At 73.1% G+C, this 14854-nt stretch carries 14 protein-coding genes and 1 tRNA gene; 12 read left to right on the top strand and 3 right to left on the bottom strand.

Translation table 11 applies throughout. The features are described 5' to 3' along the window. Positions 1-58: 58 nt before the first annotated feature. On the bottom strand, positions 59-1309 hold the full coding sequence (locus ACFOYX_RS11815) for a hypothetical protein (protein ID WP_322439690.1): 1251 nt from the start codon (positions 1307-1309) through the stop codon (positions 59-61). Between the two features lie 82 nt (positions 1310-1391). On the opposite strand from ACFOYX_RS11815, the gene ACFOYX_RS11810 reads away from it, so the two are divergent. The 6 genes from ACFOYX_RS11810 (at position 1392) to ACFOYX_RS11785 (ending at position 7389) form a co-directional block, all read left to right on the top strand. Beyond that, positions 1392-2288 carry a TatD family hydrolase gene (locus tag ACFOYX_RS11810; protein WP_322439689.1) on the top strand — a complete coding sequence of 299 codons (897 nt, stop codon included), beginning with the start codon at positions 1392-1394 and terminating at the stop codon, positions 2286-2288. Positions 2289-2320: 32 nt separating this feature from the next. Continuing rightward, positions 2321-3190 (top strand): 16S rRNA (adenine(1518)-N(6)/adenine(1519)-N(6))-dimethyltransferase RsmA, encoded by an 870-nt coding sequence (gene rsmA / locus ACFOYX_RS11805; protein ID WP_322439688.1) that lies wholly within the window; start codon positions 2321-2323, stop codon positions 3188-3190. Between the two features lie 84 nt (positions 3191-3274). Next, a complete protein-coding gene (locus ACFOYX_RS11800) occupies positions 3275-4231 on the top strand; it encodes a 4-(cytidine 5'-diphospho)-2-C-methyl-D-erythritol kinase (protein ID WP_322439687.1) in 957 nt (318 codons plus the stop codon). A gap of 219 nt (positions 4232-4450) precedes the next feature. Next, a complete protein-coding gene (locus ACFOYX_RS11795) occupies positions 4451-6250 on the top strand; it encodes an ABC-F family ATP-binding cassette domain-containing protein (RefSeq protein ID WP_322439686.1) in 1800 nt (599 codons plus the stop codon). Positions 6251-6343: 93 nt separating this feature from the next. Next, a complete protein-coding gene (locus tag ACFOYX_RS11790; protein ID WP_109799935.1) occupies positions 6344-6799 on the top strand; it encodes a DUF4383 domain-containing protein in 456 nt (151 codons plus the stop codon). A gap of 113 nt (positions 6800-6912) precedes the next feature. Further along, on the top strand, positions 6913-7389 hold the full coding sequence (locus ACFOYX_RS11785; RefSeq protein ID WP_322439685.1) for a DUF4383 domain-containing protein: 477 nt from the start codon (positions 6913-6915) through the stop codon (positions 7387-7389). 13 nt (positions 7390-7402) lie between these two features. Here ACFOYX_RS11785 and ACFOYX_RS11780 read toward each other — a convergent pair whose 3' ends face one another. After that, positions 7403-8089: a TetR/AcrR family transcriptional regulator gene (locus ACFOYX_RS11780; RefSeq protein WP_109799933.1), complete on the bottom strand. Its 687-nt coding sequence runs from the start codon at positions 8087-8089 to the stop codon at positions 7403-7405. 169 nt (positions 8090-8258) lie between these two features. Beyond that, positions 8259-9272 carry an acyl-CoA desaturase gene (locus ACFOYX_RS11775; RefSeq protein WP_322439684.1) on the bottom strand — a complete coding sequence of 338 codons (1014 nt, stop codon included), beginning with the start codon at positions 9270-9272 and terminating at the stop codon, positions 8259-8261. A gap of 221 nt (positions 9273-9493) precedes the next feature. On the opposite strand from ACFOYX_RS11775, the gene ACFOYX_RS11770 reads away from it, so the two are divergent. The 6 genes from ACFOYX_RS11770 to ACFOYX_RS11745 all read left to right on the top strand — a co-directional run bounded on the left by ACFOYX_RS11770 (position 9494) and on the right by ACFOYX_RS11745 (position 14851). Continuing rightward, positions 9494-9565 (top strand) — tRNA-Gln (locus tag ACFOYX_RS11770). Positions 9566-9673: 108 nt separating this feature from the next. Then, positions 9674-11200: a bifunctional UDP-N-acetylglucosamine diphosphorylase/glucosamine-1-phosphate N-acetyltransferase GlmU gene (gene glmU / locus ACFOYX_RS11765; protein WP_322439683.1), complete on the top strand. Its 1527-nt coding sequence runs from the start codon at positions 9674-9676 to the stop codon at positions 11198-11200. Positions 11201-11253: 53 nt separating this feature from the next. Continuing rightward, on the top strand, positions 11254-12234 hold the full coding sequence (locus ACFOYX_RS11760; protein ID WP_109799930.1) for a ribose-phosphate diphosphokinase: 981 nt from the start codon (positions 11254-11256) through the stop codon (positions 12232-12234). 286 nt (positions 12235-12520) lie between these two features. Next, positions 12521-13219 carry a 50S ribosomal protein L25/general stress protein Ctc gene (locus ACFOYX_RS11755; protein ID WP_322439682.1) on the top strand — a complete coding sequence of 233 codons (699 nt, stop codon included), beginning with the start codon at positions 12521-12523 and terminating at the stop codon, positions 13217-13219. 100 nt (positions 13220-13319) lie between these two features. Next, positions 13320-13910 (top strand): aminoacyl-tRNA hydrolase, encoded by a 591-nt coding sequence (gene pth, locus ACFOYX_RS11750; protein ID WP_322439681.1) that lies wholly within the window; start codon positions 13320-13322, stop codon positions 13908-13910. A gap of 107 nt (positions 13911-14017) precedes the next feature. Continuing rightward, positions 14018-14851, top strand: a complete 834-nt coding sequence (locus tag ACFOYX_RS11745; protein ID WP_109799927.1) for an inositol monophosphatase family protein — start codon at positions 14018-14020, stop codon at positions 14849-14851. The last annotated feature ends 3 nt before the right edge of the window (positions 14852-14854 follow it).

Below are 14854 nucleotides of genomic sequence, written 5' to 3'. Positions count from 1 at the left end.
GGTCGTCTCCTGATGCGCGGCGTCGTGGACGTGCCGCGCATTCCCGGGCCGCCCTCCGTTATGCCACCGGGTACGGCAGGTCCACCACCCGGTCGTCGGCCACCTCCGCGCCCGGCCCCCAGGTCTCGTAGACGCCCCGTTCGTGACACTGTGCCCCGGTCGTCGCCACCGAGTCCGCAGCCGGCCGGCACAACCGCAACCGCAGCCAGCCCGCCTCCTCCCGGAGCACCAGGCAGGGCACCCCCCGCCAGCTCGCGTGCCGCAGCCGGCGGGCCGCCGCCTCCACCGGGTAGCGGGCCGCCCGGGTCATCGCCAGCACCCGGAACCCGCCGGGCTGGTCGGACACCGCCTCGTACTCGCCCCCGGCATGGGCGCCGACGAGCTGGGTGGAGCGCGGGGCGTCGCCGGTCGGTACGTACTCCTGGTCGGGGGAGAGGCCGGGCACCGCGGCGAGCAGGTGCCGCCACTGCGGGCCGACCATGCGCAGCCAGCCGCGCTGCTCCGCCTGATAGGTGTAGAGCACCACCTCCACCCCCTCCGCCGGGTAGGCGAGCAGGGTGGCGTTGGCCGGCATCGGCAGGTCCGCGAAGTCCCGGGTGATGAACTCCGGGATGAGCTGGGCGTTGCTCGGCACGAACCCGGTGCCCAGCACCGGCGGCCCGAGCCGGTCCCGGGGCGGCAGCGCGGTCAGCCCCCGGTGCGCCGCGCCGACCGGCACGTCGTAGTCCTCCGGGCCGGCGGCCCGCCAGCGCAGCGCGTACGCCACGTCGGTGCCGTCCCGGCCGCCCTCGCCGTCACCCCGCAGCACGGCCATCCCGGCCGGCGTCCGCAGGTGCGCGACGTCGTGCTCCCGGTAGCAGAAGCCGTGCGGCAGCCAGCCCCGCACGTACCCGCCGAGCTGGCGGGCGGAGAGCACCTTGACCATCCGGGTGCCGGGCCGGATCACCGCCGAGGCGCGGACCGCCGCGAGCACCGGGTCGCCGGCCGCGGCCGGCTGCTGGCTGAGCTGGTGCACCTGCGCCCAGCCCCGCTCCCGGTGCACCGGCATCAGCAGCGGCGAGTCCGCCTCCTCGGTCGGCTCGGTCCCCCCGTGCACCGCCGTCACCTCGGTGACGTGGACGAACTTCCGCCAGGGGTGGGTGGCGCCGGGCCGGGGCGCCCACTCGAAACCGGGCGCCTCGTCCGCGCTGAACAGCTCGTACGCCGCGCCCCGGGCGATCTCCTCCGCCGGATGGACGCGGCCGTCGTACGTCACGTGCAGCCCGGCCCGCTCCGACGCGGTACCGCTGGCCTGGGGGGTGACGGTCACCACCGGGACGCTAAGCGTGACAGGTGTTGTCCGCGTGAACAGTCGGTGGCGGTCCGGAAACGCGGCGGCGGGTCGGTGTGTGATGCTGGCCGCGATGAGCGAGCAGACCGAATCCCGTAAGCAGCGCGCGGCCCGCCGGGCCGGGGAGTTCCCGCCCGCCCCGGAGGCGCTGCCCCGGCCCGTGCTGGACAGCCACACCCACCTGGACATCACCGTCAGCGAGGCCGGCGTGCCCGGGGGACCCGCCGCCGACCCGGCCGCCGCCGCGATCGAGGTGGCCGCCGCCGTCGGCGTGGACCGGCTGGTCCAGGTCGGTGTGGACGTGGACTCGTCCGCCTGGGGCGCCGACGTCGCCGAGAAGTACCCGGCCGTGCTGGCCACCGTGGCGCTGCACCCGAACGAGGCGCCCCGCCTGGCCGACCTGGACGAGGCGCTGCGCCAGATCGAGGCCCTCGCGGCCCGGGACCGGGTTCGCGGCGTCGGCGAGACCGGGATGGACTTCTACCGCACCGGCGACGAGGGGCGGTCGGCGCAGGAGGAGAGCTTCCGCGCGCACATCGCCGTCGCCAAGCGGTACGGCAAGGCGCTGGTCATCCACGACCGGGACGCGCACGCCGAGGTGCTGCGCATCCTCGACGACGAGGGCAGTCCCGACACCGTGGTGCTGCACTGCTTCTCCGGCGACGCCGAGTTCGCCGCCGAGTGCGTCCGCCGGGGCTACCTGCTCAGCTTCGCCGGCACGGTCACCTTCGGCAGCGCCGGGGCGCTGCGGGAGGCCGCCGCGCTCACCCCGCTCGACCAGATCCTGGTGGAGACCGACGCGCCGTACCTGACCCCGATGCCGCACCGGGGACGGCCCAACGCGTCGTACCTGATCCCGCTGACGGTCCGGTCGCTCGCCGCGACCACCGGCGCGGACCTGGACGAGCTCTGCGCGGCGATCTCGGCGACCGGCGACCGCGTCTTCGGCCCGTGGTGAGCGGGCCGGAACCCGCCGCTACGCTGCGGAGCATGACCGGTCTCCTCGGCCCGGCGGAGATCCGGGAACTCGCCGCCCGCCTCGGCGTCGCCCCCACCAAGAAGCTCGGCCAGAACTTCGTGCACGACCCGAACACGGTCCGCCGGATCGTCACCACCGCTGGGCTCGCCCCGGACGACGTGGCGCTGGAGGTCGGCCCCGGCCTCGGCTCGCTCACCCTGGCCCTGCTCCCGGTCGCCGCGCACGTGCACGCCGTGGAGATCGACCCGACGCTGGCCGGCGCGCTGCCGGCGACCGCCGAGCGGTTCGCCGGCCCGGACGCCGCCCGGCTCACCGTGCACCAGGCCGACGCGCTGCGCGTCCGTGCGGCCGACCTGGCCGAACCGGCGCCCACCGCGCTGGTGGCCAACCTGCCGTACAACGTCGCGGTGCCGGTGGTGCTGCACCTCCTCGCCGAGCTGCCCACCCTTCGGCACGGCCTGGTGATGGTGCAGAAGGAGGTCGCCGACCGGCTCGTCGCCGGTCCCGGCTCCAAGGTGTACGGCATCCCGTCGGTCAAGCTCGCCTGGTACGCCCGGTCTCGGGCCGCCGGCAAGGTCCCGCCGAACGTGTTCTGGCCGGTGCCGAACGTCGACTCCGGCCTGGTCGCCTTCACCCGCCGCGAGCCGCCCCGCCCCGACGTACCCCGGGAGCGGGTCTTCGCGGTGGTGGACGCGGCGTTCGCGCAGCGCCGCAAGACCCTGCGGGCCGCCCTCGCGGGCTGGGCCGGCGGGGCCGACCGGGCCGCCGCCGCGCTCATCGCCGCCGGTGTCGACCCCGGTGCCCGCGGGGAGTCACTCACCGTCGAGCAGTTCGCCGCCATCGCCGCGTCGGCCCCGACCGCCGTACCCGCCGCGCAGTAGGCTGGCGCCGTTGTCCGACCCCGCCGAGGAGCTGACCGTGGAGAAGCCGTTCGAGACTCGCCTGCGCGGACGGGACCTCGTCCCGTGACCGAGGCCTGGCGACCGGACGACGAGGACGAGCAGCGGCGGCGCGGGGCCAGCGGGCCGGTCAAGGTCCGGGTGCCGGCCAAGGTCAACCTGCACCTCGGGGTCGGTCCGTTGCGCCGCGACGGCTACCACGAGCTGAACACCGTCTACCACGCGATCTCGATCTACGACGAGCTGACCGCGCGGCGGGGCGACACCCTCGCCCTGACCATGGAGGGGGAGGGGGCCGGCGAGCTGGCCCTGGACGACACCAACCTGGTGATCCGGGCCGCCCATGCCCTCGCCGGGTACGCCGGCGTCGTGCCGCACGCCCGGCTGCACCTGCGCAAGCAGATCCCGCTGGCCGGCGGGCTGGCCGGCGGCAGCGCCGACGCGGCCGCCGCCCTGGTCGCCTGCGACGCCCTCTGGGGCACCGGACTGTCCCGCGACGAGCTGGCCGGCATCGCCGCCGACCTCGGCTCCGACGTGCCCTTCCTGATCCACGGCGGCACCGCGCTCGGCACCGGCCGGGGCGAGGCGGTCAGCCCGGTGCTGGCCCGCGCCACCTCCTGGCACTGGGTGGTGGCGGTCGCCGACGGCGGCCTCTCCACCCCCGCCGCCTATCTGGAGCTGGACCGGCTCCGCGACGCCGGCACCGCGGGCGAGCCGCTGGGCAGCACCGACGGGCTGCTCGGCGCGCTGCGCCAGCGCGACCCGCGGGTGCTCGCCGCCGCCCTCGGCAACGACCTGCAGGACGCTGCGCTGAGCATGCGCCCGGCGCTGGCCGACACCCTGAAGGCGGGGGAGGCGGCCGGGGCGCTCGCCGGCATCGTCTCCGGCTCCGGTCCGACCTGCGTCTTCCTCGCCGCCGACGAGGCCCACGCCGGCCGGATCGCCGCCGAGCTGGAGGCCGCCGAGGTGTGCCGGGAGGCCCGGGTCGCGCACGGCCCGGTGGCCGGAGCACGCATCGTCTGAGCCGAGCCCCCCCCGGCCCCGCGATCAAGGGGCCGGGCGCGCCGCCAGCACCGCACGCTGCCGCCGGGACGGAACAAGTGGGCGCCCGGGCCGGTTGACCCCCCGGAGGGCCCGGCGCCCGGCCGGACGGCCAGGTGCCCGCGTACCCTGAAACGTCGCAGGCGTCCCAGGTGCCACCCCGGCACCGGGACGCCTTGATCATGGGAGGTAGGTGAGGTCGTGGCCAACATCGTCAACCTGGACCGGGTGTCCAAGGGGTACGGCGCCGCCGGGCCGCTGCTCACCGACGTCTCGCTCGGCCTCGACGACGCCGACCGGATCGGCGTGGTCGGCCTCAACGGCGCCGGCAAGTCCACCCTGCTGCGGCTGCTCACCAAGCAGGAGGAACCCGACGACGGCCGGGTCACCCACCGCCGTGACCTGCGCGTGCTCTGGCTGCCGCAGAGCCTCACCCTGGCCCCCGACGCCACCGTCCGGGACGTGGTGCTCGGCACCGCCTGGCTCGACCAGAGCATGGGCGCCGAGCACGAGTGGGCCGGCGACGCCGGCGTCCGGGCCATCCTCGACGGCCTCGGCATGCCCCACCTCGGCCTCGACCAGCCGGTCGGCCCGATGTCCGGCGGCGAGCGCCGCCGGGTCGCCCTCGCCGCGCTGCTGGTCCGCGAGTCCGACCTGCTGATCCTCGACGAGCCCACCAACCACCTCGACGTCGGCGGCGTCGACTGGCTGGCCAGGCACCTGGTCGGCCGCAAGGGCGCGCTCGTCGTGGTCACCCACGACCGGTGGTTCCTGGACGCGGTCTGCACCACCACCTGGGAGGTCGCCGACCAGGCCGTCCGGGCGTACGAGGGTGGCTTCGCCGCCTGGACCCTCGCCCGGGCCGAGCGCGAACGGGTCGCCGCCGCCACCGAGGCCCGCCGGCAGAACCTGCTCCGCAAGGAGATCGCCTGGCTGCGTCGCGGCCCGCCCGCCCGCACCTCCAAGCCGCGGTTCCGCATCGACGCGGCCAACGCGCTGATCGCCGACGTGCCGGAGGCGCGCGACACGATGTCGCTGCAACGGCTCGCCACCGCCCGGCTCGGCAAGCAGGTGTACGACCTGGAAGACGTCACCCTGCACGTCGGCCCGAAGGAGATTCTGCACGACACCACCTGGCAGGTCGGCCCCGGCGACCGGATCGCCGTCCTCGGTCGCAACGGCGCCGGCAAGACGACCCTGCTGCGGCTGCTGGCCGGGGTGACCCGCCCCGACGGCGGCCGGTTCGCCACCGGCTCGACCGTCAAGCCGGCCTTCCTCTCCCAGGAACTGGCCGAGCTCCCCGGACACCTGCGGGTCCTCGAAGCCGTCGAGGAGGTCGCCCGCCGGGTCCAGCTCGGCGACCGGGAGATCTCCGCCGCCCAGCTCGCCGAGATCTTCGGCTTCGACGACCGGCGGCTCTGGACCCCGGTCAGCGACCTCTCCGGCGGCGAACGCCGGCGGCTGCAGATGCTGCGGCTGCTCGCCGGCGAGCCGAACGTGCTGCTCTTCGACGAGCCCACCAACGACCTGGACACCGACACCCTCGCCGCGCTGGAGGACCTGCTCGACTCCTGGCCCGGCACGATCATCGTGGCCAGCCACGACCGGTACCTGATCGAGCGGGTCACCGACTCCGTCTACGGCATGTTCGGCGACGGACGGCTGGTGCACCTGCCCGGCGGGGTCGACGAGTACCTGGCCCGGTCCGCCGCCCGCGGCGGCCCGGCGCCCGCCGACCTCACCCCGGCCGCGGCCGCCCCGGCCCGAGACGGCATGTCCGCCGCCGAGGTCCGGGTGGCGAAGAAGGAGCTGAGCCGGCTGGAACGGCAGGTCGGCAAGCTCGAGCAGAAGGAGGCCGCTCTGCTCGACCAGCTCGCCGCCAACGCCACCGACTACGCCAAGGTCGCCGAGCTGGACGCCCAGCTCAAGGAGCTGCGGGCCGAGCGGGAGCGCACCGAGGAGGCCTGGCTCGCCCTCGCCGAGGAGCTGCCGGCCGGCTGACCCCGGCACCGGTGGGGGGTGTGCGGCGTCACTCCCGGCCGTGCGGGACAATCGTCGCCGACCCCTCACCCGAACGGTCTTGGAGACTCAGACATGGCCCACACCCCCGTCAACCACCCCGCGCGGCCGATCTACCGGGCGATCGGCGGGCTCGTTGGTCTGTACTTCGTGGTCTTCGGCGTGCTCGGCATCATCGCGAGCGCCGGCAACGACGTCCTCGCCCGGAACGACACCACCGTCCTCGGCCAGGGCACCAACACCGGCTTCTCGCTGCTCGCCGTCCTGCTCGGGATCGTGATCCTGGCCGGCACCGTCATCGGCCGCAACCTGGACGTGGCGATCAACCAGTGGCTGGCGTACGTGCTGATGGTCCTCGGCCTGGCCGAGCTGGCCGTCATCCGGACCGACGCGAACATCTTCAACTTCTCCATCGCCACCGTGATCGTGACGCTCGTCCTCTCCCTCGTCCTGCTGATGGTCGGCATGTACGGCAAGGTCGGCAGCAACGAGGAGAAGGAGGCCTGGGAGAAGGCCCGGCTCGTCCTCTAGAACTTCCGCGCTCGAAGGCCCGGCCGGTTGCCGGGCCTTCGGCGTTTTCGGGGACAAGCCCCTCCCGGTCAAGTGACAATGTGGCGAAATCGGTCACATGGCTGGAGGAGCTCATGCCGCACTTTCCGGTGAACCATCCCGCCCGGCCGCTCTACCGGGTCCTCTCCGGGCTCATCGGGCTCTACATCCTGGTCTTCGGCGTGTACGGGGTGGCCCAGACCTGGGGTGACCCGCTCTTCGACCGCAGCTCGAACTACGCCCTCGGACTCCGCACCAACCTGGCGTTCTCGCTGGTCTCCGTGATCTTCGGCATCTTCCTGATCATCGGGGCGTCCCGCCGCGGCAACCTCGGCCACTACATGAACCTCACCGCTGGGGTGGTCTTCCTCGTCACCGCCATCCTGATGATGGCCGTGCTGCAGACCTCGGCGAACTTCCTCAACTTCTCGATGTCCACCGTCATCGTGTCGCTGCTGTTCGGGCTGATCCTGCTGGCCACCGGCCTCTATGACAAGGTCGGCACCGAGGAGCACGCCGAGGCCGAGCGCCGCCGCCGCAACCACTCCATCTCCGAGGCCGGTGCCCGCTGACCCCGCCCCCTGATCAGCCCGGCTTGCGGACCGTGATCAGGCCCGGCTTGGCCTCCAGGTGCGACAACCCGTTCCAGGCCAGGTTGACCAGGTGCGCGGCGACCGTCTCCTTGCGCGGCTTGCGCACCTCCAGCCACCAGCGGCCGGTCAACGCCACCATGCCCACCAGCGCCTGCGAGTAGAGCTCCGCCAGCTTCGGGTCGTACCCCCGGCTGGAGAACTCCGCGCCCAGGATGTGCTCCACCTGGTGCGCCACGTCGTTCATCACGCTGCTGAAGTTGCCCGTCGCCGACATCAGCGGCGACTCCCGGACCAGCACCCGGAAGCCGCTGGTCTCCTCCTCGATGTAGGTCAGCAGCGTCAACGCCGCCTGCTCAAGCAGCTCCCGCGGGTGCCCCGCGGTCAACGCGTTCGTGATCCGGTCCAGCAGCGAGCGGACCTCCCGGTCCACCACCACCGCGTACAGCCCCTCCTTGCCGCCGAAATGCTCGTACACCACCGGCTTGGAGACCTTGGCCCGGGCGGCCACCTCCTCGATCGACGTGGCGTCGAAACCCCGCTCGGCGAAGATCTGCCGGGCAATCGCGATCAACTGCTCGCGGCGCTGCGTCGCGGACATCCGTACCCGGGAGGAGGACTTCGCCGCCGGGACGGCCCGTCGCCGCGCGGCGCTGGCATTGTTGCCGGGAACCTCGGTCATCTCGTCACCTCGCTCCCGCTCGGTGACGCCCTGCCGTGGGATCTGGTGCTCACGTCGTCACCGCGCCGGCCCGGTGGCCCGCGCCCTGGCGGTACCGGACCTGCCGGCGGTGTGGAAGCTCGATCACCCGGCCATCCTGCCAGGTGGGTGCGCCACCCACCGACCGGTTTCACCGCTCGGGCCGCCCCGACCCGGCCGTGGGACGTCCGGACCGGACCGGCTTCGCCGTGCCGCGCTCGAACCCGAGCAGCTTGGCGGTGATCCGTTCCGGCTTCGGCCAGCGCACCGCCCAGGCGGCGCCGGTCTTCTCCAGCAGCCAGATCACCCGCGCCGACATGTCGAGCTGACCGCGCAGCACCCCGTGCCGGGCGCTGGTCGGCTCGGCGTGGTGCAGGTTGTGCCAGCTCTCCCCGAACGACAGCACTGCCAGCGGCCAGAAGTTCGACGCCCGGTCGCCCTGCCGTACCGCGAACGGGCGCTCGCCGTAGACGTGGCAGACCGAGTTGATCGACCAGGTGACGTGGTGCAGCAGCGCGATCCGGACCAGCCCACCCCAGAAGAGGGCGGTGAGCGCGCCCGACCAGGACCAGGTCAGCAGCCCGCCCATCGCCGCCGGACCGAGCAGCGAGACCACCACCAGCAGCGGGAAGAGCCGGTCGACCCGCCGGGTCGCCGGGTCCGCGAGCAGGTCCGGGGCGAACCGCTCCCGGTTGGAGAGCTCCCGGTTGAACAGCCAGCCGACGTGGGCGTGGAACAGGCCCTTGGCCAGCCCGCCGACGCTCTCCCCGAACCGCCACGGCGAGTGCGGGTCACCCTCCAGGTCGGAGAAGGCGTGGTGGCGGCGATGGTCGGCCACCCACTGGATGATCTCGCCCTGCACGGCGAACGAGCCGGCGACCGCCAACGCCACCCGCAGCCACGGTTTGGCCTTGAAGGAGCCGTGGGTGAAGTAGCGGTGGTAGCCGACGGTGATGCCGAGCCCGGACAGCACGTACCAGAAGCCGGCCACGGCGATGTCGGTCCAGCTAAGCCAGCCGCCCCAGGCGACCGGCACGGCGGCGAGCAGGGCGAGGAACGGGACGACCACGAAGGCCCAGAGGGCGACCAGGATGCCCCGGGACTGGTGGCCCTGGGTCAGCGGCTTCGGACCGGTGGCGTTCGGGTCGGTGAGGGCGGTCGACATGGCACCTCCCAGCGGGGACGGGTTACGCCCATGTCACCGTAACCGGGAGCCTGCTAGATCACCCGGGAGAGAGTGGATCGTGAATGGAGCAGGCGAAGGCGCGTGTGTCGCGTACGAGTGGGGTCTGGATGGAAGACGTGGTGGATGGCCTGGTGGCGACCGGGCGCCACGATGCGAGCGTCCAGGGGCTGACGCCGAGGCGCTAAGCTGTGGAAGACCGTTCGGCCGTGGTGTAATTGGCAACACCCGGGTCTTTGGTACCCGTGTTTCAGGTTCGAACCCTGGCGGCCGAGCTTTCCTACTCCGTCCGGATGCTGTCTGACTGGGGTAACGGGCGAGCGTTCCGAGCCGCGTGGTTAGCATGGCCGCGAGACTGTCGCCGTCCCGACGGGAGCCACGTCGTGCCCCAGCCCCACCTCCGCACCGTTGTCGTGCTCGCCGCCGGTGAGGGCAAGCGGATGAAGTCGTCCCTGCCCAAGGTGCTGCACCCGCTGCTCGGTCGTACCCTCCTGGGCCACGTGCTGGCCGCGGCCGCGCCGCTGCGCGCGGACCGCACCGTGGTGGTGGTCGGGCACGGCGCCGACCAGGTCCGCGCCCACCTGGCCGAGATCGCCCCGTTTGCCACCCCGGTGCTCCAGGCGCAGCAGCTCGGCACCGGGCACGCCGTGCGGATCGCGCTGGACGCGGTGCCGGACGCCGCCGGCACCGTCGTGGTGATCAACGGGGACGTGCCGCTGCTGCGGCCGGAGACCGTCGCAGCTCTCGTCGAGGCGCACGAGGGCGCGGGCGCCGCGGCGACCGTGCTCGCCGCCGAGGTGCCCGACCCGACCGGCCTGGGCCGGATCGTGCGGGACGCCGACGGCCGGCTGGCGCAGATCGTCGAGGAGCGCGACGCGACCCCGGAACAGCGGGCGCTGCGGGAGATCAACGCCGGCATCTACGCCTTCGACGTGGCGCGGCTGCGCGACGCGCTGGGCAAGCTCTCCACCGACAACGACCAGGGCGAGGAGTACCTGACCGACGTCTTCGGCCTGCTCCGCGACGCCGGTGAGCCGGTGGCGGTGTACTGCGCCGCGGACCACGTGGAGACGCTGGGCTGCAACGACCGGGTGGAGCTGGCCGCGCTGCGCCGGCTGCTCCGGGACCGGGTCAACGAGGGCTGGATGCGCAGCGGGGTGAGCATCCTCGACCCGCACACCACCTGGATCGACGTGACGGTGACCGTCGAGCGGGACGCGGTGCTCGACCAGAACACCCAGCTCCAGGGTGCGACGGCGGTCGGTGCCGGCGCGGTGGTCGGGCCGGACGTGACGCTGATCGACACCACCGTGGGCGAGGGCGCGACGGTGCTGCGCAGCCACGCGGTGGGCGCCGAGGTCGGCCCGCAGGCCACCGTCGGGCCGTACGCGTACCTGCGGCCGGAGTCGCGGCTGGCCCGCAAGGCCAAGGTGGGCACGTTCGTGGAGACGAAGAAGGCCACGATCGGCGAGGGCTCCAAGGTGCCGCACCTGTCGTACGTCGGCGACGCCACCATCGGCGAGCACAGCAACATCGGCGCGGCGACGGTCTTCGTCAACTACGACGGGGTGAGGAAGCACCACACCACCATCGGCAGCCACGCCCGTACCGGAGCGGACAACATGTTCGTCGCGCCGGTCGAGGTGGGCGACGGGGCGTACACGGCGGCCGGCTCGGTGATCATCGCGGACGTGCCGCCGGGCGCGATGGCGGTGGCCCGGGGCCAGCAGCGCAACGTCGAGGGTTGGGTGCTGCGCAAGCGGGCCGGTACGCCGGCCGCCGAGGCCGCCCAGCGGGCCCGCGAGGGTGCGTCGGGCGGGGCCGCCGCCGCAAGTGAAGGTGAGCCAATCCACGGGAGTGCGGAGACCGTGGGAGGACCGCTGAACGCGGGGGATACTGCAACCGAATAGTCCCCGGCTCCACCGCCGCCGGGAAACACCGACAAACGGGAGCAGACGGGCCCATGGGCAGCATCGTCGCCGAAAACCGCAAGAGCCTGATGCTCTTCTCCGGACGCGGCTTTCCGGAGTTGGCCAAGGAGATCGGTGAGGTGCTCGGCGTGGCGCCGACCCCCTCCGACGCCTACGACTTCGCCAACGGCGAGATCTTCGTCCGGTTCAAGGACTCGGTACGTGGTTCGGACGCCTTCGTGGTGCAGTCCGTGACGCACGGGGTCAACACCTGGGTCATGGAGACCCTGATCATGATCGACGCGCTGAAGCGCGGTTCGGCCAAGCGGATCACCGTGGTGCTGCCGTTCTACCCGTACTCGCGGCAGGACAAGAAGCACCGCGGCCGGGAGCCGATCTCGGCCCGGCTGGTGGCCGACCTGCTCAAGACCGCCGGGGCGAACCGGATCCTCACGGTCGACCTGCACACCGCGCAGATCCAGGGCTTCTTCGACGGCCCGGTGGACCACCTGTTCGCGATGGACGTGCTCGCCGAGTACGTCGAGCGCAAGTACGCGGGCCGGCCGATGACCGTGGTGGCGCCGGATTCGGGCCGGGTGCGGGTGGCGGAGCGTTGGACCGACCGGCTGGGCGGTTGCCCGCTCGCGTTCATCCACAAGACCCGCGACCCGCTGAAGCCCAACCAGGTGGTGGCGAACCGGGTGGTCGGTGAGGTCGAGGGCCGGGTCTGCCTGATCGTCGACGACATGATCGACACGGGTGGCACGATCAGCAGGGCCGCCGACATCCTCAAGGACTCCGGCGCGGCCGAGATCGTCGTCGCGGCCACCCACGCGCTGCTCTCCGACCCGGCGACCGAGCGGCTGAAGAACAGCCCGATCAGCGAGGTCGTGGTGACGAACACCCTGCCGATCACGCCGGAGAAGCAGCTCGACAAGCTCACCGTGCTGTCGATCGCGCCGCTGCTGGCCCGGGCGATCCGGGAGGTCTTCGACGACGGTTCGGTGACCACCCTCTTCGGTGGCCTGAGCTGATCTTCCGCGCCGCGGCGAGCGGCGTGTCGCGGTGCCGTTCCCGTCGGCCCTCCGGTCGACGGGAACGGGGACATGGGGACTGCCGGAAGGCTCGGAATTCCCTCGGGTAGACTGGTGCGGTTGCCACGGCGAGGGTGCCCGGCGGGTCGCTGAAAAGCACCGCACGGAGGCGCCGTCATCGACGCGGTGCTCCGGGCAGTCGTTCATGACGCATGAGCCCCAGCGAGCCCCTCGCCCAGCACCGCCAGACGACAAGCCGCCGCAGCGAAGCATCAGGAGTTTCCCCGTGTCCGAGGTAAAGATCAGCGCCGAGCCCCGTACCGAGTTCGGCAAGGGTGGTGCCCGTCGTACCCGCCGGGCCGGCAAGGTGCCCGCCGTGCTGTACGGCCACGGCGAGAAGCCCAAGCACATCGCGCTGCCGGCGCGTGAGTTCGCCGCCGCCATCCGCAAGGGTGGCGCCAACCAGCTCTTCGCGATCGAGGTGAGCGACGGCACCCAGGTGCTGGCGCTGCCGAAGGCGATCCAGCGTGACCCGATCAAGGACACCTTCGAGCACGTCGACCTGCTGCTGGTCCGCCGCGGCGAGAAGGTCACCGTCGAGGTCCCGGTCCAGCTGACCGGCGAGGCCGCGAGGGACACCCTGATCGTGCACGACCACGACACCCTCTCGGTGACCGCCGACGCCACCAGGGTGCCGGACCACCTGGAGGCCTCGATCGAGGGCGCCGTGCCGGGCGTCCAGGTCACCGCCGCGGACGTCGAGCTGCCGGCCGGCGTCGAACTGGCCACCGACCCGGAGATGCCGGTCGCCACGGTGACCGCCGCGCCGACCGCCGAGCAGCTCGAGGCGACCCTCCCCGAGGTCGAGGAGGCCGCCGAGGAGGCCGAGGCCGAGGTCGGCGAGGAGACCACCGCCGCCGAGGGTGCCGAGACGCCGGCCGCCGAGGGCGCGGCGGCCCCGGCCGGGGCGAAGACCGAGGCCTGATCGGTCCGCAAGCTGTGCGACAGGCGCTCCCGGGTTTCGGGGGCGCCTGTCGGCGTATCGGGACGGCCGCCGGGTGACGGCGGCGCGGGAGGGGCGTGGCGTGACGGACGAGACGGGGCCGTGGCTGGTGGTCGGCCTGGGCAACCCCGGTCGGGAGTACGCGGGTAACCGGCACAACGTCGGCTTCATGGTGGCCGAGCTGCTCGCCGGCCGGGTGGGTGGCAGGTTCGGCCGGCACAAGCGCGCGGTGGCGGAGGTCGCCGAGGGGCGGCTCGGCTTCGGTGGGCCGAAGCTGGTGCTGGTGAAGCCGCTGACGTACATGAACCTCTCCGGTGGCCCGGTCACCGCGCTGGCCCAGTTCCACAAGATCCCGCCGGGCCGGGTGATCGCCGTGCACGACGAGCTGGACATCCCGTACGGGCAGGTGCGGGTGAAGTGCGGCGGCGGCGAGGGCGGGCACAACGGGCTGCGGTCGATGTCGAAGTCGCTGGGCACGAAGGAGTACGTCCGGGTGCGGTTCGGCATCGGCCGGCCGCCGGGGCGGCAGGACCCGGCCGACTACGTGCTGTCGGACTTCTCCGCGGTCGAGCGCAAGGAGTTGGAGTTCCTGGTCGACCGGGCGGCGGACGTGGTGGAGTCGGTGGTCACCCGCGGGGTGGAGCCGACGCAGAACCTCTACCACGGCGGCTGACCTGGGCGGGGCGTACGCGGTCCGGGCGGTCCGGGCCGGTAGTCTGCGCCTTCTGGCGTGGCGGAGGCCGACGACCGCGGGTCGCGGCGGGGCGACGGGAGCGGTACATGGGCAGTCCTCCGATGATCGACGGCGCGTTCGCCCGCTGGTTGGCGGCGCGGGCCGGGCAGGCGCTGGTCAACCTGCGCGCGGAGCTGGGTTTCGCGGACGCGGGGGCGTTGAAGTCGGCGGGGGACAAGGTCTCGCACGACCTGATCCGTACCGAGCTGGCGAAGTGGCGGCCGGCCGACGCGGTGCTCTCCGAGGAGGACGAGGGCTCCCGGCTGGCCTGGGCGGCCGAGGTGAGCACCGATGCGGTGTCCCGGCTGAACGCCGACCGGGTCTGGATCATCGACCCGCTGGACGGCACCCGGGAGTTCGCCGAGGAGGGGCGCTCGGACTGGGCGGTGCACGTGGCGCTCTGGGCGCGGCGGGCGCCGACCCCGCACGGCCTGATCGCGGGCGCGGTGGGCCTGCCGGCGCAGCACCGGGTGCTGGGCACCGACTACCCGCCGGCGTACCCGCCGATGACGTTGGAGGCGGCGACCTCGGCCGGCACGCGGACCATCCGGTTGGCGGCCAGTCGTAGCCGTCCGCCGGTTTTCCTGACCGATCTGGCAGAAGACGTCGGCGCGCATCTGGTGCCGATGGGCTCGGCGGGCGCGAAGATCGCCGCTGTGGTCACCGGTGAGGTCGACGCGTACATCCACGCCGGCGGTCAGTACGAGTGGGATTCGGCTGCTCCGGTCGCTGTGGCGACGGCCACCGGACTGCATGCTTCCCGGATCGACGGTTCTGCGCTGAAATACAACGAGGCCGACCCGCGTCTGCCCGACCTGCTGGTCTGTCGCAAGGATCTCGCCAGCCGGTTGCTTGCAGCGCTGCAGCGGCATTCCGGGTAACCT

This window comes from Micromonospora sp. GCM10011541 (assembly GCF_042650725.1).
Lineage (GTDB): Bacteria > Actinomycetota > Actinomycetes > Mycobacteriales > Micromonosporaceae > Micromonospora > Micromonospora sicca.
Note: the sequence above shows the minus strand (reverse complement) of the source record. Positions and strands in the feature narration are given on the sequence as shown.